Here is a 20,714-nt window from a genome sequence, read left to right as displayed (position 1 = left end):
CTCAGCCCTTCATCATATTCACGTCTTCGACCGCGATCGTGCCGCGGTTGCGGAAGAAGACCACGAGGATGGCAAGCCCGATGGCGGCTTCAGCCGCTGCCACCGTCAGGACGAACAGCGCAAACACCTGGCCGACGAGATCGTGCAAGGTCGCCGAGAAGGCGACAAAGTTGAGATTGGCCGCCAGAAGCAGCAACTCGATCGACATCAGGATCACGATCACATTGCGGCGATTCAGGAAGATGCCGAAGATGCCCAGCGTGAACAGGATAGCCGAAAGGGTCAGATAATGTCCGATGCCGACCGTCATGTCAGATCCCCTTGCCCGTTTCGACTTTCTTGATCTCGATGGCATTCGCCGGCGTGCGCGCGACCTGCTCCGGGATCGACTGGCGCTTGACGCCGGCCTTGTGGCGCAGCGTCAGGACGATGGCGCCGATCATGGCGACCAGCAGCACCATGCCCGCGACCTGGAAGTAATAGATGTAGTCGGTATAGATGATGTCGCCGAGCGCGGCGGTGTTGCTGCGCACCAGAAGGTCCGGAATAGGCTGCGCCGCCGAGGCGAGCAGCTTCGGCTCGAAGATGTAGCCGCCCGTCACCACGATCAGTTCTGCGACAAGAATCAACCCGACCAGAGCGCCGATCGGCGCATATTGCAGGGCGCCGGTCTTGAGTTCGGCGAAGTCGACGTCGAGCATCATCACGACGAACAAGAACAGCACCATCACCGCGCCGACATAGACGATCAGCAGGATCAGCGCGAGGAATTCGGCGCCGGCCAGCAGGAACAGTCCGGCGGCATTGAAGAAGGTAAGGATGAGGAACAGCACCGAATGCACCGGGTTGCGCGCCGAAATGACCATGAAGGCCGATCCGATCGCGACAAGGGCGAATAGATAAAAGAAGACCGCCGCCAGTCCGTGCAACATGGGCTTTCCCCGGTTTCCTGTTTGCGACTCCACCAAGCCTGTGGCCGTGAAATCGCGTGGTTCTTAGCGAAGCGGTGGCACCGCGTCCATGCGCAATGCCGCCGCCAATTTTTCATCCCCTTCTTCCGCGCCCGCGCAAGAAGCCACCCCAAAGGCAGCGGGATGGGATGATCTCAATTCATCGATACGGCGCGTCGAGTTCGATGTTGCGCGCCAGTTCGCGCTCCCATCGGTCCCCGTTCGCCAAAAGCTTATCCTTGTCATAGTAAAGTTCTTCGCGCGTCTCCGTCGCGAATTCAAAATTCGGCCCCTCGACAATGGCGTCAACCGGGCAGGCTTCCTGGCAGAAACCGCAATAGATGCATTTCACCATATCGATATCGTAGCGCACGGTGCGCCGCGTGCCGTCATTGCGGCGCGGGCCGGCCTCGATGGTAATGGCCTGCGCCGGGCAGATCGCCTCGCACAGCTTGCACGCGATGCAGCGCTCCTCGCCGTTCGGATAGCGGCGCAGCGCATGCTCACCGCGGAAGCGCGGGCTGATCGGCCCCTTCTCGTGCGGATAGTTGATCGTCTCCTTGGGCGCGAAGAACTGCTTGATCCCGAGGACATAGCCGATGACGATGTCCTTGAGGAGCAGCGACTTGGCGGCTTGTGACAGAGCACCCATCAGGCAAACCCCGTGATCTTGAGGAAGGCGGCGGTGATGACGACCATCGCCAGCGAAATCGGCAGGAAGACCTTCCAGCCCAGACGCATCAACTGGTCATAGCGGTAACGCGGCAGCACGGCCTTCGCCATCGAGAAGATGAAGAACACCAGCAGCATCTTCAGCACGAACCAGATCAGGCCGGGCACCCAGGTGAAAGGCGCGACGTCGATCGGCGGCAGCCATCCGCCCAGGAAAAGGATGGTGGTCAGCGCGCACATCAGCACCACGGCGACATATTCGCCGAGGAAGAAGAGCAGAAACGGCGTCGACGAATATTCGACCATATGGCCGGCCACCAGTTCCGACTCGGCCTCGACCAGATCGAAGGGCGGCCGGTTGGTCTCGGCCATGGCCGATATCATGAACACGATGAACATCGGGAACAGGCCAAGCCAATGCCAGTCAAACAGCGTATTGGGCAGGCCGAGCCGCGTGCCGATACCGTCGGCCTGCGACAGCACGATGTCGGAAAGGTTGAGCGAGCCGACGCAAAGGAGAACGGTGACGATGACGAAGCCGATGGAGACCTCATAGGACACCATCTGCGCGGCCGAGCGCAAGGCGCCGAGAAACGGATACTTCGAGTTCGAGGCCCAGCCGCCCATGATGACGCCATAGACTTCAAGCGAGGAAATGGCGAACACATAGAGGATGCCGACATTGATGTTGGCGATTGCCCAGTTCTCGCTGACCGGGATCACCGCCCAGGCCGAAATGGCCAGCACGGCGGAAACCAGCGGCGCCAGCAGGAATACGCCCTTATTGGCGCCGGACGGAATGATCGGTTCCTTGAAGACGAATTTGAAAAGGTCGGCGAATGCCTGGAGCGTACCCCATGGCCCGACCACGTTCGGCCCGCGCCGCAACTGCACCGCCGCCCAGATCTTGCGGTCTGCATAAAGGATGTAGGCCACGAAGATCAAAAGCACGACGATCAGCACGACCGACTTCAGAAGAATGATCAGCGCCGGCAGCACGTAGAACGAAAAGAAGGAATCCATGTCTATTCCGCCGCCTGCTTGAAATCACCCTTGGCGAGCGCCGAGCATTCGGCCATCACGGCCGACGCCCGCGCGATCGGGTTGGTGAGATAAAAATCCTTGACCGGCGACGTGAACGCGCTCTTGCCCAGGCGCCCGCCCAGCTTCGCTACCTTGACGAGTTCGCCTGCGCTGCCCGCCTCGATCTGGTCGATCCGGCCGAGATGCGGATGTTCGGCGTAGAGCTTCGCGCGAAGCTGCGCCAGCGAGTCGAATGGCAGCTTATGGCCGAGAACATCGGAAAGCGCCCTCAGGATCGCCCAGTCTTCCTTCGCCTGTCCCGGTGCGAAACCGGCGCGGTTGGCCATCTGCACGCGCCCCTCGGTGTTCACATAGGTGCCGGATTTCTCGGTGTAGGCGGAGCCCGGCAGGATGACATCGGCGCGATGCGCGCCGGCATCGCCATGCGTGCCGATATAAACGACGAAACCGGCCGCGATCCCGCTCATGGCGATCTCGTCGGCACCGAGCAGGAACAGCACGTCGCTCCCGCTCATCATGCCGGCTACATCCTTGCCGCCCTCGCCGGGCACGAAACCGACATCGAGCGCGCCGACGCGGGCAGCCGCCGTGTGCAGTACGGCAAAGCCGTTCCACTCCGCACTCACCGCACCAACCGCATTTGCCAGCTTGGCTGCCTGCCCGAGCACCGCGGCGCCATCGGCACGAGTCAATGCACCTTGTCCAACGATGACAAGCGGATGCTTGGCTTTCTTGAGAAGCTGGAAGAACTTGCCATTGCCATCGGCAAGATCCTTGAGCGTTTCAGGGCCTGCGCCGAGTTGCTCGTAATCGTAGCGCAAATCACCCATCTCGCCGATCACGCCGACCGGCAACGGGCCGGCGCGGAAACGCTTGCGAATGCGGGCATTGAGCACCGAAGCCTCGAAGCGGGGATTGGAGCCGATAATCAGCACCGCGTCCGCCTGTTCTATGCCCTCAATGGTCGGGTTGAAGATATAGCTGGCTCGGCCGAGCGCCGGATCGAGGGTCGCCCCATCCTGCCGGCAGTCGATATTGGTCGAGCCGAGTGACGCCATAAGCTGCTTCAGCGCATAGATTTCTTCCACCGCAGCCAGATCGCCGGCAATCGCGCCGATCTTGTCGGGCGCCGCTTTCGCCACCGCATCCTTGATCGCGGCAAAAGCTTCCGGCCAGCTTGCCGGCATGAGCTTGCCGTTCCTGCGCACATAGGGCCGGTCCAGACGTTGCGTCCGCAACCCGTCCCAGATGAAGCGGGTCTTGTCGGAAATCCATTCCTCGTTCACCGCGTCATTGTTGCGCGGCAGGATGCGCATCACTTCACGGCCGCGCGAATCCACGCGGATCGCCGAGCCGACGGCATCCATGACATCGATCGACTCGGTCTTGGTCAGTTCCCACGGCCGCGCCTGGAAGGCATAGGGCCGCGCGGTCAGCGCGCCGACCGGACAGAGATCGATGACATTGCCCTGCAATTCCGACGTCATCGCCTGTTCGAGATAGGTGGTGATCTCGGCGTCCTCGCCGCGGCCGATCAGGCCAAGCTCGGAAATGCCGGCAACTTCGGTGGTGAAACGAACGCAGCGCGTGCAGTGGATGCAGCGCGTCATGATCGTCTTGACCAGCGGGCCGATATATTTGTCTTCCACTGCGCGCTTGTTTTCCTTGAAGCGCGAGCCGTCGGTGCCGAAGGCCATCGCCTGGTCCTGCAAATCGCACTCGCCGCCCTGGTCGCAGATCGGGCAATCGAGCGGATGGTTGATGAGCAGGAATTCCATCACGCCCTCGCGGGCCTTCTTGACCATCGGCGTGTTGGTGAAGATTTCCGGCGTCTCGCCGTTCGGGCCGGGGCGAAGATCGCGCACGCCCATGGCGCAGGACGCCTGCGGCTTGGGCGGACCGCCCTTCACTTCGATCAGGCACATGCGGCAATTGCCGGCGATCGACAGCCGTTCATGGAAGCAGAAGCGCGGGATCTCCGCCCCTGCTTCCTCCGCCGCCTGCAGCAGCGTGTAGTGATCGGGGACTTCGATCTCTTTGCCGTCAACCTTGAGCTTTGTCATCAATTGCTCCCGGCGTTCTTCGCCTGACGGCCGAGCGCCGCCGCTTGATTGATCCAGCCATCACGCGCGATACGGCCGCTGAAACCGACATAATCCTCGATCCAGGCGGTATCGTCGGCGCTCCAGGCCGCGATCTGTTCATAGGTCCAGATGCCGAGGCCGTTCAAAACCGCTTCCAGCTTCGGCCCGATGCCGGCAATCGCCTTGAGATCGTCCGGGACTTGCGGCCTTGCAATTGCCGCCGGCTGCCGCAGCGCCTCCTGAGTAGGCTTCACCGGGGCGGTTGCTGTCAGCGCCTCGCCCGCCGCCTCCGCACTGGTTTGCGCAATATCGCGCGCATAGGCGTTTGCCTGCTGCATCACCGCCCTGGCCCTCGCGCGTGCCTTGCCGGACGATGCTTTCGGCACGGCGGCATCATTAACTGCCTCGCCGCCCGACATGGCATCGAACATACGCTGCGAGCCTTCGATCGCTGCCGACAGTGCGCCCATCCAGACGCCGAAGGCATGGCTGGCAAACCCGACGCCGAGCGCCGACATGGCCGCGACCCCGGCAACGGGATGCGCCAGAAGATTGGCTGCTCCTGCCATGTCCGGCGGCAGAACCGCGGTAGGTTTGCTCTCCATCGTCATTCTGCGGCCGCCAAAACCGGCTCCGCCCGGTGCGCGTTGCGGGTAAATTCGTCTATGCGCCGCTCGATCTCCGGACGGAAATTGCGGATCAGGCCCTGGATCGGCCAGGCCGCCGCGTCGCCGAGCGCGCAAATGGTGTGGCCTTCGACCTGCTTGGTGACGTCGAGCAGCATGTCGATCTCGTGCTTCTGCGCTTCGCCGCGCACCAGGCGCTCCATCACCCGCCACATCCAGCCGGTGCCTTCGCGGCACGGCGTGCACTGGCCGCAGCTTTCATGCTTGAAGAAGTAGGACAGCCGCGCGATCGCCTTCACGATATCGGTGGACTTGTCCATCACGATTACCGCCGCCGTGCCGAAGGACGATTTCAACTCGCGCATGCCGTCGAAATCCATCTGCGCGTCCAAAATATCCTCGCCCTTGACCACCGGGCAGGATGCGCCGCCGGGAATGACGGCCAAAAGATTGTCCCAACCGCCGCGGACGCCGCCGCCATGGGTTTCCACCAGCTCGCGGAAGGTGATGCCCATGGATTCCTCCACGGTGCATGGCGTGTTGACGTGGCCGACCAGCATGAACAGCTTGGTGCCCACATTGTTCGGACGGCCAATGGAGGAGAACCAGGCCGCGCCGCGCCGCAGGATCGTCGGGGCGACCGCGATGGATTCGACATTGTTGACGGTCGTCGGGCAGCCATAGAGGCCGACATTGGCCGGAAATGGCGGCTTCAGACGGGGCTGGCCCTTCTTGCCTTCCAGGCTCTCCAGCAGCGCGGTTTCCTCGCCGCAAATATAGGCGCCGGCACCGTGATGGAGGTAAATATCGAAATCATAGCCGTTCTTGTTGCCCTTGCCGATCAATTTGGCCTCATAGGCCTCGTCGATGGCGCGCTGCAACGCCTCGCGCTCGCGGATGAACTCGCCGCGAATATAGATGTAGGCAGCCACCGCGCCCATGGCGAAACCGGCCAGCAAACAGCCTTCCACCAGCGTATGCGGGTCGTGACGCATAATGTCGCGATCCTTGCAGGTGCCGGGCTCCGATTCGTCGGCATTGACCACCAGATAGCTCGGGCGCCCGTCGCTCTGCTTGGGCATGAACGACCATTTCAGCCCGGTCGGGAAGCCGGCGCCGCCACGCCCGCGCAGGCCCGACGCCTTCATCTCGTTGATGATCCAGTCGCTGCCCTTGGCGATGATGCCGGCAGTGCCGTCCCACGCGCCGCGCGACATCGCTCCGGCCAGCGATCTGTCGAAGCGGCCGTAGATATTGGTAAAGATGCGGTCCTTGTCTGCAAGCATCGTTTCTCGCTCCTTAGACCGGCTTCTTGCCGAACACACGGGTGTACTCGGCCACGCCGCCCTTGGCGAGCGCCTTGGCCTGCTTCACCCAGTCCTCGCGCTCGATACGGCCGTGGAAATTGAGGTAGGCATCGACCCAGCCCCGCTCGGCCTTCTTCCACGAAGCCACCTGCGCGAAGGTATAGATGCCGAGCTCGTGCAGGATCGCCTCGTTCTTCGGCCCGATCCCGGAGATCAGCTTGAGATCGTCCACCGCCGTTGGTTTATCGATACCCTTGGGGCGGTCCTTGTGATCGAGCGACGGCTTGGCCGTGCCGGCCGCCTTCTCGGCTTTCGCGCTGGCCTTGACCGGCGAAGGCGATTGTACCGCCTCATTCGTTTCGGCCGCATCCGTCTTGTGCCGCGCCGCCTTGGAGGGCGGCACCTGTGCGGCCTTGGCCACGCCTGTCGCTTTTGCGCGAGTCGACTTCAGAACCGCCTTCTCGTCGGCAAGCGAAGTGAAGCCGCCCTGTGGCGCCGAATAGAATCGATCGATCTGTGGGCCGGCCTCGATGGTGTCGCCCTTGCCGGCCTCGAACGCATCGATGATCTCGGCAAGCCGCTCCGGCGTCAGATCCTCATAGGTATCCTTGAACACCATGATCATCGGCGCGTTCACGCAGGCGCCAAGGCATTCGACCTCCTCCCACGAAAGCGTTCCGTCCTCATTGGTATGGAACTGCTCGGGATGGATCTTCGAGCGGCACACATCCATCAATTCGCCGGCGCCGCGCAGCATGCAGGGCGTGGTGCCGCAGACCTGGATATGGGCGCGCGTGCCGACAGGCTTCAACTGGTATTGCGTATAGAAGGTCGCAACTTCGAGACCGCGAATATAGGGCATGTCGAGCATGTCGCAGACGGATTCGATGGCCGCCTTCGTCACCCAGCCCTCCTGATCCTGCGCCAGCATGAGCAAGGGGATGATCGCCGACTGCTGCCGGCCCTTCGGATATTTCGCGATCCATTTCTTCGCCGCCGCCGCGTTCGCCTTGTTGAAGGCGAAGTCGGCGGGCTGGAATTCCGGTTCTGCGAGACGGCGGACACTCATTAGCGATCGACCTCACCAAAGACGATGTCGAGGGAACCGAGGATGGCGGTGACGTCGGCCAGCATGTGGCCGCGGCACAGGAAATCCATGGCCTGAAGGTGGGCAAAACCCGGCGCGCGCAGCTTGGCGCGATAAGGCTTGTTGGTGCCGTCCGACACGAGATAGACGCCGAATTCGCCCTTGGGGGCTTCCACCGCCGCATAGACCTCGCCGGCCGGCACCTTGTAACCCTCGGTGTAGAGCTTGAAGTGGTGGATGAGCGCTTCCATGGAGCGCTTCATCTCGCCACGCTTCGGCGGCACCACCTTGCCGTCGAGATTGGAAACCGGACCGACCGATTCCTTGCCGAGCAGCAGATCGACGCATTGGCGCATGATCTTCGCCGACTGGCGCATCTCTTCCATGCGGATGAGATAGCGGTCGTAGCAATCGCCATTCTTGCCGATCGGAATGTCGAAATCCATCTCGGCATAACATTCGTAGGGCTGGCTCTTGCGCAGGTCCCAAGCGGCGCCCGAACCACGCACCATGACGCCCGAGAAGCCCCAGGCCCAGGCATCCTCCAGCGAGATGACACCGATATCGGCGTTACGCTGCTTGAAGATGCGGTTTTCCGTCAGAAGGACATCCAGATCGTCGACCGATTTCAGGAACGGGTCGATCCAGCGGCCGATATCCTCGATCAACTGCTGCGGCAAATCCTGATGCACGCCGCCGGGCCGGAAATAAGCCGCATGCATGCGCGAACCGGAAGCACGCTCGTAAAACACCATCAGCTTTTCACGCTCGACGAAGCCCCACAGCGGCGGGGTCAGCGCGCCGACATCCATGGCCTGCGTCGTCACATTGAGAATGTGCGACATGATGCGGCCGATCTCGGAGTAAAGCACGCGGATCAACTGGCCGCGCTTCGGCACCTCGATGCCGAGCAGCCGCTCGGCGGCCAGCGCGAAGGCATGTTCCTGGTTCATCGGCGCGCAATAATCGAGCCGGTCGAGATAGGGCACGGCCTGCAAATAGGTCTTGTGCTCCATCAGCTTTTCGGTGCCGCGATGTAAGAGCCCGATATGCGGATCGACGCGATCGACCACCTCGCCGTCCAACTCAAGCACAAGACGCAACACGCCATGCGCAGCAGGGTGCTGCGGGCCAAAGTTGATGTTGAAATTACGGACGGAAGTTTCAGCCATTTACTGTTTCGCCTTCTCGTCGCCCGGCAGCACGTAATCCGTACCTTCCCACGGCGAAAGGAAATCGAAATTGCGGAATTCCTGCTTCAATTCCACCGGTTCATAGACCACGCGCTTGGCCTCGTCGTCATAGCGAACCTCGACAAAGCCGGTGAGCGGAAAATCCTTGCGCAGCGGATAACCTTCAAACCCGTAATCGGTGAGGATGCGGCGCAGATCGGGATGACCGGAAAACAGAACGCCATAAAGGTCGTAGGTTTCACGCTCGTACCAGTCGGCACCCGGCCACACACCGGTAACGGAGGGCACCAGCGTCTCCTCGTCGGCATGGACCTTGACGCAGATGCGCAGGTTTTTGGTCGGCGACAGAAGATGGTAGACGACGTCGAAACGCTGCGCGCGATTAGGATAATCGCAGCCCGAAACATCGATGATCGAGACGAACCGGCAGCGCTCGTCATCGCGCAGGAACGTCGCAATCTCGACGATATCCCCCGGCGCGACCCGTACCGTCAGTTCTCCGAATTCCTGCACGCTGTCGAGAACGACATCGCCCAGGCTGGTCTTTATATGCGCGGCGAGATCGCCGAGTGCTTCGCTCATAACGCTCACCGTTCGATCGTGCCGGTCCGACGGATTTTCTTCTGCAAAAGAAGAATGCCGTAGAGCAGCGCCTCGGCGCTGGGCGGACAACCCGGAACGTAGATATCGACGGGCACGATGCGGTCGCAGCCGCGCACCACCGAATAGGAGTAGTGATAATAGCCGCCGCCATTGGCGCACGAACCCATGGAAATCACGTAGCGCGGCTCGGGCATCTGATCGTAGACCTTGCGCAGCGCCGGCGCCATCTTGTTGGTCAGCGTGCCGGCCACGATCATCACGTCGGACTGGCGCGGGCTGGCGCGCGGCGCGACGCCGAAACGCTCGCTGTCATAGCGCGGCATGGAGGTATGGATCATCTCCACGGCACAGCAGGCGAGACCGAAGGTCATGAACATCAGCGACCCAGTGCGCGCCCATGTGATCAGCGCGTCGGTCGAGGTGACCAGAAAGCCCTTGTCGGCCAGCTCATCGTTGATCTGAAGGAAATAGGGATCGTCCGATCCGACCGGCCGGCCGGTATTGGGATCGATGATGCCCTTGGGTTTCGGCGCGACGAGCGTACCGGAATTGTCGCTCAATCCCATTCCAGCGCTCCCTTCTTCCATTCATAGGCAAAGCCGATGGTCAGCACCGCCAGGAATACCATCATGGACCAGAAGCCGAGCATGCCGATCTCACCGAAGGAAACCGCCCAGGGAAACAGGAACGCCACTTCCAGGTCGAAGATGATGAACAGGATCGACACCAGATAGAAGCGGATGTCGAACTTCATGCGGGCATCGTCGAAGGAATTGAAGCCGCACTCGTAAGCCGACAATTTCTCCGGATCGGGATTGCGGTAGGCGACCAGAAAAGGCGTGACCAGAAGGGCGAGCCCGACGACGAGCGCCACGCCGATAAAAATGACCACCGGCAGATATGAACTCAACAGAGCATTCATGTTGCGACTTTCCGTTGGCGGCCTATCCGCCCCATGCCCGGCATCGGTCCGAAGGCAAATGCGACAACGTCGCTAAACCGTTTTAGGCCCATGCTGCAACGCGGCGAGGGTTAGCGCAGTGGTTTCGGCGAAGCAAGTCAAACCTTGTTCAAAAAAAGTCGTCGGTGGAAGCAGAGACAGGAAAACGGCTCCAGTACACCGGCTTTTGATTTCCTTCACTTTTTACTCCACTTATTCTCCTGACATCGAAACCGGTCATCGCCTGCTATGATGTTGAAGAATCGTCGCCACAGTCGGAAATCCAGCCGCTTCCCATGAAGGAAAAACTTTCACTTGGCCTGGCTCGCCGCGTCGCCCTGGCCGCACAGGGCTTCGCCGACCCGGCACCTTCCGGATCGCCGGACAGGCGCCATCTGGCGCGCGTTCTTGCAAGAACGGGCCTGTTCCAGATCGACTCGGTCAGTGCCGTGATACGCGCGCACTACATGCCGCTTTATTCCCGGCTCGGCCCCTACCCGCTCGCCCTGCTCGACAAGGCGACATTGACACGCAAGCGCACGCTTTTTGAATATTGGGCGCATGAGGCATCTTATCTGCCGGTGACGACATACCCGCTCATGCGCTGGCGCATGGAGCGCGCCGCGTGCGGACAGGACATCTATTCCGGCCTCGCTCGCTGGGCAGAAGCCAACAAGGCACCGATCGAGACCATCTATAATGAGGTCATGCAACGCGGCGCGCTTGCCGCATCCGACATTGATGGCCACAAGGGCAGCGGCGGCTGGTGGGGCTGGAGCGAGGCCAAGCACGCATTCGAATGGCTGTTCTGGGCCGGTCGTCTCACCACCGCCTATCGGCGCGGTTTCGAGCGCGTCTATGATGTGCCCGAGCGCGTGCTGCCGCAGGCGGTGCTCGACCTGCCCACCCCCTCCCCGCAGGACGCACACCGCGAACTGCTGCGCATTTCGGCGAAGGCACATGGCATCGCCACCTATGCCTGCCTGCGCGATTATTTCCGCCTTTCGCCCGCCGACACGAAGCGCGGCATCGACGAACTGGTCGAGAACGGTGAATTGCTGCCGGTTAGCGTCGAGGGCTGGAACAGGCCGGCCTTTCTGCACAGGGATGCGCGGTTGCCGCGCAAGATCGAGGCACGAGCCCTGCTCGCGCCCTTCGATCCGCTGGTATTCGAGCGCAGCCGCGCCGAAAGCCTGTTCGGCTTCCGCTATCGCATCGAAATCTATACGCCGGCACAAAAGCGCCAGTATGGTTATTACGTCCTGCCTTTCCTGCTGAATGAAGCGATCGTCGCCCGTGTCGACCTCAAGGCGGACCGGCCTGCCGGCGTCCTGCGCGTCCACGCCGCCTATGCGGAACCGGACGCTCCGCCCGACACAGCCGCCGAACTGTTCGAGGAATTGAAGCGCATGCGTGACTGGCTGGGCCTCGAGCGGATCGAGATCACGCCCGCTGGCGACCTCGGTTCTCTGTTGAAGCGCCATGCGTTCCATTGAATGCACAGTGCTCCGCCATTTTTCGAGGGCATCGGAGTAATCCGAAAACCGGATTCGACTTTTCAGTCCGATGCTCAGGCCGACATCGCCATGTCGTAACCGCGCGTTGACAGCGCAAGCGCCCTCGGCCTAAATCCGCGCCGGATGGTCCTCTCTCGGCAAACGGAGAGGCTAAAAGGGAATGCGGTGCGGGCGAAAGCCCAAATCCGCGGCTGTCCCGCAACTGTAGGCGACGAGCCAAGGCCGGAAACCACTGGGATTTTCCTGGGAAGGCGGCATGAGGCGACGACTCGCAAGCCAGGAGACCTGCCATCCCAAACAGACAAATCCGATCGCCCGGCGGGTTTCCGGGCATGGAGTATGGTTTTGGACCAAGACGGCGGTTTTTCGGCTGAAGCGGCGGATGGTTTGTCCCCGCCCCGCGTCATGGCGCCGGATGTGACGATCGTCGTCTGCACCACCTGCCGCGACGCCACCGGTTCCGACGCACGCCCGAGCGCCGGCGAGTTGCTGGCCGAGGATGCTCGCCACGCCGCCGCGCAAGAAAACATCGACATCCGCACTGTCGAGTGCCTTGGCAATTGCAAGCGCCGATTGTCCGCCGCGTTGTTGCGCGATGGCTGCTGGAGCTATGTCTTCGGCGATCTGACGCCACAAAGCGGCAGCGATCTTGTCGCGGGAGCAAAACTGTTCGCTATGTCCACCGATGGCATCTTGCCCTGGCGCGACCGCCCCGATTGCCTCAAGCGCGGTCTTGTCGCCCGTATCCCTCCCCCGATGCGTTGAAGGTCAGCTTATGACCACGCCCACCGCCTACGTGACCAGTACCGCCGTGTCTTTTCCGACTCGAAAGGCATGAAATGAATCGGAGCAACACCATTTTTCGCGATGTCGCGCTCTGCCTCGTTTTCTTTACGCGGCTGCCGCTGCCGGTGATCGACTTCCGTGAAAGAAAACTGGCCGATGCCATCTGGGCGGCGCCCATCGTCGGACTGGTCGTCGCGATACTTGGCGCTGTCGCCTATGCGATCGCCGCCCGCTTCGGCGTTGCGGCCGGACCGGCCGCCGCCCTGGCGCTTGCCGCCATGATCGTCGCCACCGGCTGCCTGCACGAGGACGGCCTTTCCGACATCGCCGACGGTTTTGGCGGCGGCAGGACGCGCGAGCGCAAGCTGGAAATCATGCATGACAGCCGTATCGGCGCATATGGCGCCGCCGCTCTCGGCCTGTCACTGCTGATCCGCTGGAGCGTGCTCTCGCAACTCGCCGGCCCCGGTGAGGTTCTGGCGGCACTTGTCGCGGCCCATTGCGCCTCGCGCGCCACGTTCGGCGCCTTCCTGCGGCAATTGCCGCCGGCGCGCGATGACGGTCTTTCCGCAACCATCGGGATCGTTTCATCGCAAACCGCGACGATCAGCCTCGCGCTCGGTGCCGCCGCCCTTCTCTTCCTCGGGATTGGCGCAGCCGTTGCGGCAATCGTTCTGCTCGGCTTGATCTTTCTCGCCTTCAAGGCGTTCTGCCGCGCTCAGATCGGCGGTCATACCGGCGATGCCGCAGGCGCGCTCCAGCAATTCGGAGAGATCGCCGTGCTGCTCGTTGCGTCCGTTTCCCTGTCTTGACTCTGTTTCGGAGATTGCCGCCCCATGCCTTTCAAATCGCTCGAAGAATTACGCTCGTCATGCCTTGATCTCCCATCCGGCAGCGACGCCTCGGCCAAGGCTGTCGCCGCCCGCCAGGCCATTTTGACCAAGCCCCAAGGCAGCCTTGGCCGGCTGGAGGAAATCGCCGCCTGGCTGGCGCGCTGGCAGGGCCGCGACATGCCCCGGCTGGAGCAGGTAAAAGTGTTCGTCTTTGCCGGAAATCACGGCGTTACCGCGCAAGGCGTCTCGGCTTTTCCCCCCGAAGTCACCGTCCAGATGGTCGCCAATTTCGCCGGCGGTGGTGCTGCGATCAACCAGCTTGCCCGCATCGCAGGGGCGCAACTCGCCGTGATCCCGCTCGACCTCGAACACCCGACCGGCGATTTCACGACCGGCACGGCCATGGACGACGACGCCTTCCTCGCCGCGGTTTCCACCGGTTATCACGCAGTGACGGAGGACACCGATCTCGTCTGTTTCGGCGAAATGGGCATCGGCAACACCACCCCTGCGGCGGCGATTTCGGCCGCACTTTTCGGCGGTGGCGCCGAAAAATGGACCGGGCGCGGGACAGGCGTGGACGATAGCGGCCTGCGCCGCAAGATCGCGGCGATAGAGGCAGGTTTGAGCCGCCACGCAGCGGCGCTTTCCGACCCACTGCGCGTTGCGGCCAGTCTTGGCGGGCGCGAACTCGCGGCAATTCTGGGCGGTGTGCTGGCGGCGCGCCACCGCAATGTGCCGGTGCTGCTTGACGGTTTCGTCTGCACGGCTGCGGCAGCGCCATTGGCCGAGCTTCATGCCGAAGGCCTCGCCCACACGCTCGCCGCGCATGTTTCGGCCGAGGCTGGCCATCGCAGCCTGCTGGAAGCGCTCGGCCTTGCTCCCCTGCTCGATCTCGGCATGCGGCTGGGCGAAGGCTCCGGGGCTTGCCTCGCGGTCAACGTCGTACGCTCGGCACTGGAATGCCACGCCGGTATGGCAAGCTTCGCCGAAGCCGGCGTATCGCAGGAGTAGCCTATCTGACCGGCGGCACCGGCGCGGGATGAGGCGGCGGTGCCGGCGGTGGCTGCTGATCCGGCTGCGGATCAGGAAATGGGCTCGGCATGGGGCCGGGTCGGCCAGGCGTTTTCATCGGCATTCTCCCTTTCGGGATGAACGGCACGGTGCAAGCAACGTTCCTTGGAGAACCGCTGAAAATCTCATCTGCTGGAAAAATCTATGGTGGGTGTGCACAGGATCGAACTGTGGACCCGCTGATTAAGAGTCAGCTGCTCTACCAACTGAGCTACACACCCACGCGACCGGCAGCGCCGACCGTGGGGCGCATATAACCGCCGGTTTTGGCGCTGTCCAGCCCCGCATGAATGTTTCCGCACAATTCCCCGAATTGATTGCCGTCACAGAAACAACTGCCCCTCGGCGAACTTAACAGCATGACCGCCGATGCGGGCGCTGGCCAGCTTTGCCGCCTCGACGTCGAGTTCCAGCCTAATTCGGGAAGGTCGCCCCATCTCAAGCCCCTGCTCGATCCAGAAGCGCGACATGCCGTCGCCGGGACGATCGAAATGCATGATGGCGCCGGCGAAGGCCGCTGCCGCCGAGCCGGTCGCAGGATCTTCATAAGAAGGGTTTCCCGGCACGAACATGCGGGCATGAAAAGCACTGTCCTTGTGCACCGTCTCGCGGCAATAGACATAAGGGCTGGCATAGGCCAATTCGCTTTTCTTCGGCGCGAGATCGGCCCAGGCTTCATTGTCCAGCCTTGCCCTTGCGGCAGCATCGAGACCGGCGACCGGGATCGTCACATAAGGAACACCGGCCGACCAGAACGCGACACGGTGATTCTCGAATCCGATTTCATGCGGGCCGAGGCCAAGGGCCGCGCCAACCGCCTCGCCATCGGCCGACAGCTTCAATGGTTCCGGCAGTTTTGCAAGGTCGAACTCGGCAAAGGTTGCGCTGCCCTGCCGACTCACCGCGCAGCGGATGAGGCCGATATTTTCCTCCAGCACGAAGATGCCGGCCTGATTGCCCCTCTTCGCCTCCGCGGGCTCCCCCGCCTCTGCCAGCGCCACCGCCGCACCCACGGTGGGATGGCCGGCAAACGGCATTTCGTAATCGGGCGTAAAGATGCGCAGGCGCGCGCGATGCCTCTCGCTTTTCGGCGGCAACACAAAAACCGTTTCGGACAGGCTGAACTCGCGCGCGATGCGCTGCATCGCATCCGTGTCCAGACCATCTGCATCGAGCACGATGGCAAGCGGGTTTCCGGCCAGCCGGTCCTTGGTAAAAACGTCATAAAGCTGGTAATTTCTTGCGCGCACCGCTGCTCCTGTCCCGAAGATGAGCAAAATTTAATTTGAAATCCCGATCATGACGGCCGATTTGTGCAACGATCGGGACGCTTTAGCCTTATAGGGGTCCGTCATGGACCAACTTGTCAATCCGCCAACAGCGGAAACCGCCGCCGTCGAAGCCTCCCTTGGACTGAGCGGCAAAGGCCGCAGGCGTCACCGCCTGTGGTCCTATGTGCTGGCCGCTATACTTCTTCTGGCGGCAATCGCCGCCGGTTACCTGTGGTATGGTCAGTCAGGCAATTCGGTCGAATATACAACCGCCCCCGCGGCCAAGGCGAGCTTCACAGTCGAAGTCTCGGCCACCGGCACGCTGCAGCCGCTGACCCAGGTCGATATATCGAGCGAACTGTCCGGCATCGTGCGTTCCGTCGCGGTCGACGAGAACCAGGAGGTCAGGAAGGGCGACGTGCTTGCCGCACTCGACACCACCAAGTTGCAGGTTCAGATCGAGCGGGCAAAGGCATCGGCCAGGGCCGCGGAAGGCAATGTCGAGGATGCCCAAGTCACCTTGCGGGAGAACGAACAGGCGCTGACACGCACCGCTGCCCTGGCCAAACGGGGCATGGCGGCGGAACAGGCTCTCGATACGGCAACGGCGGCCAGGGACAGGGCCAAGGCGGCGCTCGATAGTGCCGAAGCCAATCTCGCCATTGCCAATGCCGATCTCAAGGCACAGCAGACAGACCTTGCCAAAAGCACCATTTACGCGCCCATCGACGGCATCGTCCTGACCCGCTCGGTCGATCCCGGCCAGACGGTCGCATCGTCGTTGCAGGCGCCGGTCCTGTTCGTCATCGCCGCGGACCTGAAGAAGATGGAACTGAAGGCAGCCATAGACGAGGCCGATATCGGCGCCGTCGAGCCCGGCCAGTATGCCCGCTTCACCGTCGATGCTTTTCCGGATCGCCCCTTTGAAGCCAGGATTCGTGACATTTCCTTTGCATCCGTCACGACCGACGGTGTCGTGACCTATGATGCGCGGCTGGACGTCGCCAACGATGAAATGCTTTTGCGCCCCGGCATGACGGCAACCGTCTCCGTCGTGACCCGGCAGGCCAAGGATGTTCTGTCGGTGCCTTCCACCGCCTTCCGCTATAAGCCGCCGCAGATGCGCGAACGCGGGTTCAGTTTTCTGAACATGTTCACCGGCCGCCCTCGTCGCGGTCGCCGCCCGCAAACGGAACGACCGCCTGCGGATGGTTCGCGCACGCTCTACATTCTCAAAGACGGCAGCCCCCATGCCGTTCAGGTCAGGACAGGCGCCACGGACGGCGAACTGACCGAGATCGTATCGGGGCTTGCCGAAGGCGACGAGGTCATTACCGCTTCACAGCAGCGGAGCTGATCCGCCATGGCGCCGCCGCTCATTACCTTTGACAAGGTCCGGAAGACCTATGGCGAGGGCGAAGCCAGGGTCAACGCGCTTGCCGGCGTCGATCTCGTCATCCCGGCGGGCGAATTCGTCGCCATCATGGGGCCGTCCGGCTCCGGCAAATCGACCTCGATGAACATCATCGGCTGTCTCGACACGCCGAGCGCCGGCACCTACGCATTCATGGGCGTCGATGCGGGGCGGCTTGATCGTGATCGCCGCGCTATCCTGCGCAATCTCTATATCGGTTTCGTTTTCCAGGGCTATAATCTGCTGCCGCGCACAACGGCGGCCGAAAATGTCGAGCTGCCGCTGATCTATCGCGGCGTTGCCGCCGCCGAACGCAGGGAACTGGCGATGCGCGCGCTTGCCGAGGTCGGCCTCACAGGGCGCGAACATCATACGCCGGCGGAGCTTTCCGGCGGTCAGCAGCAACGCGTGGCGATCGCGCGCGCCATCGTCAGCCGACCGACACTGCTCGTTGCCGATGAACCGACCGGCAATCTCGATACCGCGCGCAGTCACGAGATCATGGAATTGCTCACGCGCCTCAACCGGGAATTGGGCCTCACCATCGTCATGGTCACGCATGAGGCGGATATCGCGGACTACGCTCAGCGGACCGTGCATTTCCTCGACGGAAATGTGGAATCGATGGCGCTGAACAAGGAGAAAGCGGGATGATCTGGGAAACCGTTCGCCTGGCATTACGCTCGGTGCGCCGAAACGCGCTACGCTCGTTCCTAACGCTTCTGGGCATCGTCATCGGCGTTGCCGCCGTCATCGCCATGTTGACGATTGGGTCCGGCACGACGCAGAAGGTCAAGAGCGATATCGCCAAGCTTGGCTCGAATCTGCTGGTGGTACGCTCCGGCCGTGCGGGCGGGCCGAGCGCCAACGGCAACCCGGTGCGCCCGCTGAACGACCGCGACGTCGCGGCGCTCGTGAAGCATCTTTCAGGCGCACGCGCCATTGCGCCGGCCTCGCAAAAGCAGGTTCGCGTCGTCTTCGGCACCCAGAACCTCGTCGCCGGAGTGACCGGCACCACCACCGACTATCTGGCGGCGCGCGATTGGAAGCTTGCGTCGGGCCGCAGTTTTTCCGATTCCGAAACCCGTAGCGGCACAGGCGTATGCCTGATCGGCGAAACGGTGCGCCAGCAGTTCTTCGGCGCAGGCGATCCGGAAGGCCAGATGATCCGTGTCAACCGCACCGGCTGCAAGGTGATCGGCCTGCTTGAACCCAAGGGATTTACCGGGTTTGGACAGGATCAGGACAATGTCGTGCTGATGCCGCTGCTTGCTTACCAGCGCCGCATTGCCGGCAATCGCGATATCGAATCCATTTATGTCGCGGCAGACGAGACGACGCCGACGACAGTGCTTCTGCCCCGTGTCGAGGGCATTTTGCGCGATACCCGCCGCATTACGCCTGACCAGGACGACAATTTCTCCATCCGCGACATGACCCAGATCGCCGATGCCATGGCCTCGGCGACGACGACGATGACCGGCATGCTGGGCGCGGTCGCCGGTGTCAGCCTGCTGGTCGGCGGCATCGGCATCATGAACATCATGTTGGTTTCCGTCACCGAACGCACCCGCGAGATCGGCATCAGGCTGGCGATCGGTGCGCATGAGAAGCACATTCTCATCCAGTTTCTGGTCGAGGCGACGGTTCTGTCATTGCTCGGCGGCATTATCGGCGTGCTGCTCGGCCTGTCCCTCGCCGGCATAGCGTCACTGACGCTCGCCATTCCGTTTGCCCCCAGTCCGGCAACGATCCTGCTGGCTGTCGGCTTCTCGGCCCTGATCGGCATGGTGTTCGGCTTTTTCCCTGCCTTGCGCGGCGCTCGCCTCGATCCGATCGATGCGCTACGGCACGAATGATGGCGCAGTGCGCGTGCCGAAATGCCAGCGCACGATGGCCGCCATGTGGTCCATCGTGCCTTCAGGCAGCGGATCGGGGCCACGAATGATCACCGGCCCTTCGATTTCAGGATCGTTTTCGGCGGCAACGAAGGCCGCAACTTTTGCGGCCACGGGATCGGCGGCCTCGTCCAGCCAGTAGCGCCGGAACAACACCGTCGAGCCGCCTTCGGAATAGATGTGATAATCGGCTTCGCGGCGTGAACAGGTGATGTCGAGCCCGGTTTCCTCCATCACCTCGCGCTGCATATTGCCGTGCGCATCGACACGTCCATCGACGAAATCATCCGGCTCGAACGAGCCGGCGGCAAAATGGACCCGGCCGGGATTGGCCGTATGCCGGCCCATCCTGATGGCGACAAGCGCACCATCCGCCGAGACCAGCGCCGCGTGGGCGTAGCAATGCTCGATATCCGGGCTGCCCTTGTTCTTGCGCCAATAGAGCATTGTGGCGAAGCGCACGGCATGGCAACGCCCGGCCAGGCGGCCTTCACGATCCAGAACGAGTTCGGAAAGAAGCACCGTCGTGCCATCGAACAAACGCGGATTGGCGGCATGTTCCTGTTGCCAGTTCGCCTCTATGGCATCCGCATTCGCCAATTCAAACGGATGCGGGCCACAATCCAGCCGAACGTCTACGGATGTCACCGGTGCAACCGTGGCACGCGGCAGTTCGAATTTTGCCATATCCGGATATCTCATGCCTTTGGCGTGTCCCTGCCCACCCGAGGAATTCACCCGCGTTTGCCTGCTCGCAGAAAAGAAAACAAGAAGCGAAACGCACAAGCGTGTTGCATCGGCTTGCCGCGGGAACCGAAACGTTCATCATACGTTCAGGCACAAAGCCCCAGTATGAAATGGATATGTGCGGGGGCGCGCATTTCTGGAGAGTGACGATGAAACCGCTCTTTTCTCATTCGTTCAAAATCGGCCTGGCCGCATTCGGGCTGACGGCCGCACTGTCCCTGCCCGCGGTAGCCGGCCCCATATCGCAACCGGTGCCCTCGGTTCCGGCCGCGAGCACGCCCGCGCAGATCGTTCCCGTGCGCGACAGTTGGGCCGGCGGCAACGATCACCACCGTTGGCGGCGGCATTCGTACAACCGACACCACTGGCGCGGCCACCGCTGGCATAGGCGCCATTATCGGCATCGCCATTGGCATGGTGGTTCCGGAATCTATTTCGGCCTCGGCGCGTTCGGGCTTGGCGCCCCGTACTACTACAACGACCGTTATTATCGGCCACGTCGCGTCCATCGGGGCAGTGCCCATGTTCGCTGGTGCTATGCCCACTATCGCAGCTACCGCGCCTACGACAACACCTTCCAGCCCTATCACGGCCCGCGGCGCCAGTGCCGCTCGCCTTATTGAAGAATATGCGGGATCGGCCCCCACGAGGGTCACAAAAACCGGCGG

22 protein-coding genes, 1 tRNA gene and 1 riboswitch are annotated in these 20,714 nt (G+C 62.3%); of the genes, 8 read left to right on the top strand and 15 right to left on the bottom strand.

The features are described from left to right. Position 1: 1 nt before the first annotated feature. The 12 genes from nuoK to BFN67_RS00815 form a co-directional block, all read right to left on the bottom strand. Positions 2–310, bottom strand: coding sequence for an NADH-quinone oxidoreductase subunit NuoK (gene nuoK / locus BFN67_RS00870; RefSeq protein WP_080917693.1), 309 nt, complete (start codon positions 308–310; stop codon positions 2–4). A gap of 1 nt (position 311) precedes the next feature. Beyond that, positions 312–932, bottom strand: a complete 621-nt coding sequence (locus BFN67_RS00865) for an NADH-quinone oxidoreductase subunit J (protein WP_080917692.1) — start codon at positions 930–932, stop codon at positions 312–314. Positions 933–1,110: 178 nt separating this feature from the next. Beyond that, complete coding sequence (gene nuoI / locus BFN67_RS00860; protein ID WP_080917691.1) at positions 1,111–1,602, bottom strand: NADH-quinone oxidoreductase subunit NuoI; 492 nt, start codon at positions 1,600–1,602, stop codon at positions 1,111–1,113. Next, positions 1,602–2,645: an NADH-quinone oxidoreductase subunit NuoH gene (gene nuoH, locus BFN67_RS00855; protein WP_080917690.1), complete on the bottom strand. Its 1,044-nt coding sequence runs from the start codon at positions 2,643–2,645 to the stop codon at positions 1,602–1,604. The genes nuoI and nuoH overlap by 1 nt, the downstream gene beginning before the upstream one ends. A 2-nt stretch (positions 2,646–2,647) precedes the next feature. Further along, complete coding sequence (gene nuoG, locus BFN67_RS00850; protein WP_080917689.1) at positions 2,648–4,729, bottom strand: NADH-quinone oxidoreductase subunit NuoG; 2,082 nt, start codon at positions 4,727–4,729, stop codon at positions 2,648–2,650. Continuing rightward, positions 4,729–5,361, bottom strand: coding sequence for an NADH-quinone oxidoreductase subunit E (locus BFN67_RS00845; protein WP_139788966.1), 633 nt, complete (start codon positions 5,359–5,361; stop codon positions 4,729–4,731). Before BFN67_RS00845 ends, nuoG begins: the two co-directional genes overlap by 1 nt. After that, entirely contained in the window at positions 5,358–6,662 is a 1,305-nt protein-coding gene (nuoF, locus tag BFN67_RS00840; RefSeq protein ID WP_080917688.1) for an NADH-quinone oxidoreductase subunit NuoF, read from the bottom strand. Before nuoF ends, BFN67_RS00845 begins: the two co-directional genes overlap by 4 nt. Before the next feature lie 13 nt (positions 6,663–6,675). Further along, entirely contained in the window at positions 6,676–7,752 is a 1,077-nt protein-coding gene (gene nuoE / locus BFN67_RS00835) for an NADH-quinone oxidoreductase subunit NuoE (protein ID WP_080917687.1), read from the bottom strand. Then, a complete protein-coding gene (locus tag BFN67_RS00830; protein WP_080917686.1) occupies positions 7,752–8,942 on the bottom strand; it encodes an NADH-quinone oxidoreductase subunit D in 1,191 nt (396 codons plus the stop codon). Before BFN67_RS00830 ends, nuoE begins: the two co-directional genes overlap by 1 nt. Then, on the bottom strand, positions 8,943–9,545 hold the full coding sequence (locus BFN67_RS00825) for an NADH-quinone oxidoreductase subunit C (RefSeq protein WP_080917685.1): 603 nt from the start codon (positions 9,543–9,545) through the stop codon (positions 8,943–8,945). Positions 9,546–9,550: 5 nt separating this feature from the next. Continuing rightward, entirely contained in the window at positions 9,551–10,132 is a 582-nt protein-coding gene (locus tag BFN67_RS00820; RefSeq protein ID WP_080917684.1) for a NuoB/complex I 20 kDa subunit family protein, read from the bottom strand. Further along, positions 10,123–10,488, bottom strand: coding sequence for an NADH-quinone oxidoreductase subunit A (locus tag BFN67_RS00815; RefSeq protein WP_080917683.1), 366 nt, complete (start codon positions 10,486–10,488; stop codon positions 10,123–10,125). Before BFN67_RS00815 ends, BFN67_RS00820 begins: the two co-directional genes overlap by 10 nt. A gap of 314 nt (positions 10,489–10,802) precedes the next feature. Between BFN67_RS00815 and BFN67_RS00810 the strand changes: the two genes are divergently transcribed. From BFN67_RS00810 to cobT, 4 genes are all read left to right on the top strand, one after another. Next, complete coding sequence (locus tag BFN67_RS00810; protein WP_080917682.1) at positions 10,803–12,002, top strand: winged helix-turn-helix domain-containing protein; 1,200 nt, start codon at positions 10,803–10,805, stop codon at positions 12,000–12,002. A 128-nt stretch (positions 12,003–12,130) separates the two neighbouring features. Further along, positions 12,131–12,330, top strand: a riboswitch (cobalamin riboswitch). Between the two features lie 32 nt (positions 12,331–12,362). After that, positions 12,363–12,788, top strand: coding sequence for a DUF1636 family protein (locus BFN67_RS00805; protein ID WP_192856740.1), 426 nt, complete (start codon positions 12,363–12,365; stop codon positions 12,786–12,788). A gap of 74 nt (positions 12,789–12,862) precedes the next feature. Further along, positions 12,863–13,621, top strand: coding sequence for an adenosylcobinamide-GDP ribazoletransferase (gene cobS / locus BFN67_RS00800; RefSeq protein ID WP_080917681.1), 759 nt, complete (start codon positions 12,863–12,865; stop codon positions 13,619–13,621). A 24-nt stretch (positions 13,622–13,645) separates the two neighbouring features. Then, positions 13,646–14,656, top strand: coding sequence for a nicotinate-nucleotide--dimethylbenzimidazole phosphoribosyltransferase (gene cobT, locus BFN67_RS00795; protein WP_080917680.1), 1,011 nt, complete (start codon positions 13,646–13,648; stop codon positions 14,654–14,656). 205 nt (positions 14,657–14,861) lie between these two features. Here cobT and BFN67_RS00790 read toward each other — a convergent pair. Then, positions 14,862–14,937: transfer RNA gene (locus tag BFN67_RS00790), tRNA-Lys, on the bottom strand. Between the two features lie 102 nt (positions 14,938–15,039). Continuing rightward, positions 15,040–15,966, bottom strand: a complete 927-nt coding sequence (locus tag BFN67_RS00785) for a PhzF family phenazine biosynthesis protein (protein ID WP_080917679.1) — start codon at positions 15,964–15,966, stop codon at positions 15,040–15,042. A 103-nt stretch (positions 15,967–16,069) separates the two neighbouring features. Between BFN67_RS00785 and BFN67_RS00780 the strand changes: the two genes are divergently transcribed. The 3 genes from BFN67_RS00780 to BFN67_RS00770 are packed head-to-tail and all read left to right on the top strand — an operon-like array spanning position 16,070 to position 19,260. Next, the gene (locus BFN67_RS00780; protein WP_080917678.1) at positions 16,070–17,344 is read left to right on the top strand and encodes an efflux RND transporter periplasmic adaptor subunit; all 1,275 of its coding nucleotides are present in this window, start codon (positions 16,070–16,072) and stop codon (positions 17,342–17,344) included. Positions 17,345–17,350: 6 nt separating this feature from the next. Next, entirely contained in the window at positions 17,351–18,055 is a 705-nt protein-coding gene (locus BFN67_RS00775) for an ABC transporter ATP-binding protein (protein ID WP_080917677.1), read from the top strand. Further along, positions 18,052–19,260 carry an ABC transporter permease gene (locus BFN67_RS00770; RefSeq protein ID WP_080917676.1) on the top strand — a complete coding sequence of 403 codons (1,209 nt, stop codon included), beginning with the start codon at positions 18,052–18,054 and terminating at the stop codon, positions 19,258–19,260. Before BFN67_RS00775 ends, BFN67_RS00770 begins: the two co-directional genes overlap by 4 nt. Here the strand turns inward: BFN67_RS00770 and BFN67_RS00765 are convergent. Next, positions 19,246–19,986, bottom strand: coding sequence for an NUDIX hydrolase (locus BFN67_RS00765; RefSeq protein WP_080917919.1), 741 nt, complete (start codon positions 19,984–19,986; stop codon positions 19,246–19,248). The genes BFN67_RS00770 and BFN67_RS00765 overlap by 15 nt on opposite strands. Before the next feature lie 209 nt (positions 19,987–20,195). On the opposite strand from BFN67_RS00765, the gene BFN67_RS00760 reads away from it, so the two are divergent. After that, positions 20,196–20,669, top strand: coding sequence for a BA14K family protein (locus tag BFN67_RS00760; RefSeq protein ID WP_080917675.1), 474 nt, complete (start codon positions 20,196–20,198; stop codon positions 20,667–20,669). Positions 20,670–20,714 lie beyond the last annotated feature (45 nt).

This window comes from Manganibacter manganicus, from assembly GCF_002075885.1.
Classification (GTDB): domain Bacteria; phylum Pseudomonadota; class Alphaproteobacteria; order Rhizobiales; family Rhizobiaceae; genus Mesorhizobium; species Mesorhizobium manganicum.
The sequence above is the reverse complement of the archived record's forward strand: the minus strand, read 5'-3'. Positions and strand labels throughout refer to the sequence as shown.

Coding starts and splice junctions, on each gene's coding strand:
- nuoK (WP_080917693.1), bottom strand. CDS start 310: ATGACGGTCGGCATCGGACATTATCTGACCCTTTCGGCTATCCTGTTC.
- BFN67_RS00845 (WP_139788966.1), bottom strand. CDS start 5,361: ATGACGATGGAGAGCAAACCTACCGCGGTTCTGCCGCCGGACATGGCA.
- BFN67_RS00820 (WP_080917684.1), bottom strand. CDS start 10,132: ATGGGATTGAGCGACAATTCCGGTACGCTCGTCGCGCCGAAACCCAAG.
- BFN67_RS00780 (WP_080917678.1), top strand. CDS start 16,070: ATGGACCAACTTGTCAATCCGCCAACAGCGGAAACCGCCGCCGTCGAA.
- nuoG (WP_080917689.1), bottom strand. CDS start 4,729: ATGACAAAGCTCAAGGTTGACGGCAAAGAGATCGAAGTCCCCGATCAC.
- nuoF (WP_080917688.1), bottom strand. CDS start 6,662: ATGCTTGCAGACAAGGACCGCATCTTTACCAATATCTACGGCCGCTTC.
- nuoH (WP_080917690.1), bottom strand. CDS start 2,645: ATGGATTCCTTCTTTTCGTTCTACGTGCTGCCGGCGCTGATCATTCTT.
- BFN67_RS00865 (WP_080917692.1), bottom strand. CDS start 932: ATGTTGCACGGACTGGCGGCGGTCTTCTTTTATCTATTCGCCCTTGTC.
- BFN67_RS00810 (WP_080917682.1), top strand. CDS start 10,803: ATGAAGGAAAAACTTTCACTTGGCCTGGCTCGCCGCGTCGCCCTGGCC.
- BFN67_RS00765 (WP_080917919.1), bottom strand. CDS start 19,986: ATGGCAAAATTCGAACTGCCGCGTGCCACGGTTGCACCGGTGACATCC.
- BFN67_RS00825 (WP_080917685.1), bottom strand. CDS start 9,545: ATGAGCGAAGCACTCGGCGATCTCGCCGCGCATATAAAGACCAGCCTG.
- nuoE (WP_080917687.1), bottom strand. CDS start 7,752: ATGAGTGTCCGCCGTCTCGCAGAACCGGAATTCCAGCCCGCCGACTTC.
- cobT (WP_080917680.1), top strand. CDS start 13,646: ATGCCTTTCAAATCGCTCGAAGAATTACGCTCGTCATGCCTTGATCTC.
- BFN67_RS00830 (WP_080917686.1), bottom strand. CDS start 8,942: ATGGCTGAAACTTCCGTCCGTAATTTCAACATCAACTTTGGCCCGCAG.
- BFN67_RS00770 (WP_080917676.1), top strand. CDS start 18,052: ATGATCTGGGAAACCGTTCGCCTGGCATTACGCTCGGTGCGCCGAAAC.
- BFN67_RS00805 (WP_192856740.1), top strand. CDS start 12,363: ATGGTTTTGGACCAAGACGGCGGTTTTTCGGCTGAAGCGGCGGATGGT.
- BFN67_RS00775 (WP_080917677.1), top strand. CDS start 17,351: ATGGCGCCGCCGCTCATTACCTTTGACAAGGTCCGGAAGACCTATGGC.
- nuoI (WP_080917691.1), bottom strand. CDS start 1,602: ATGGGTGCTCTGTCACAAGCCGCCAAGTCGCTGCTCCTCAAGGACATC.
- BFN67_RS00760 (WP_080917675.1), top strand. CDS start 20,196: ATGAAACCGCTCTTTTCTCATTCGTTCAAAATCGGCCTGGCCGCATTC.
- BFN67_RS00815 (WP_080917683.1), bottom strand. CDS start 10,488: ATGAATGCTCTGTTGAGTTCATATCTGCCGGTGGTCATTTTTATCGGC.
- cobS (WP_080917681.1), top strand. CDS start 12,863: ATGAATCGGAGCAACACCATTTTTCGCGATGTCGCGCTCTGCCTCGTT.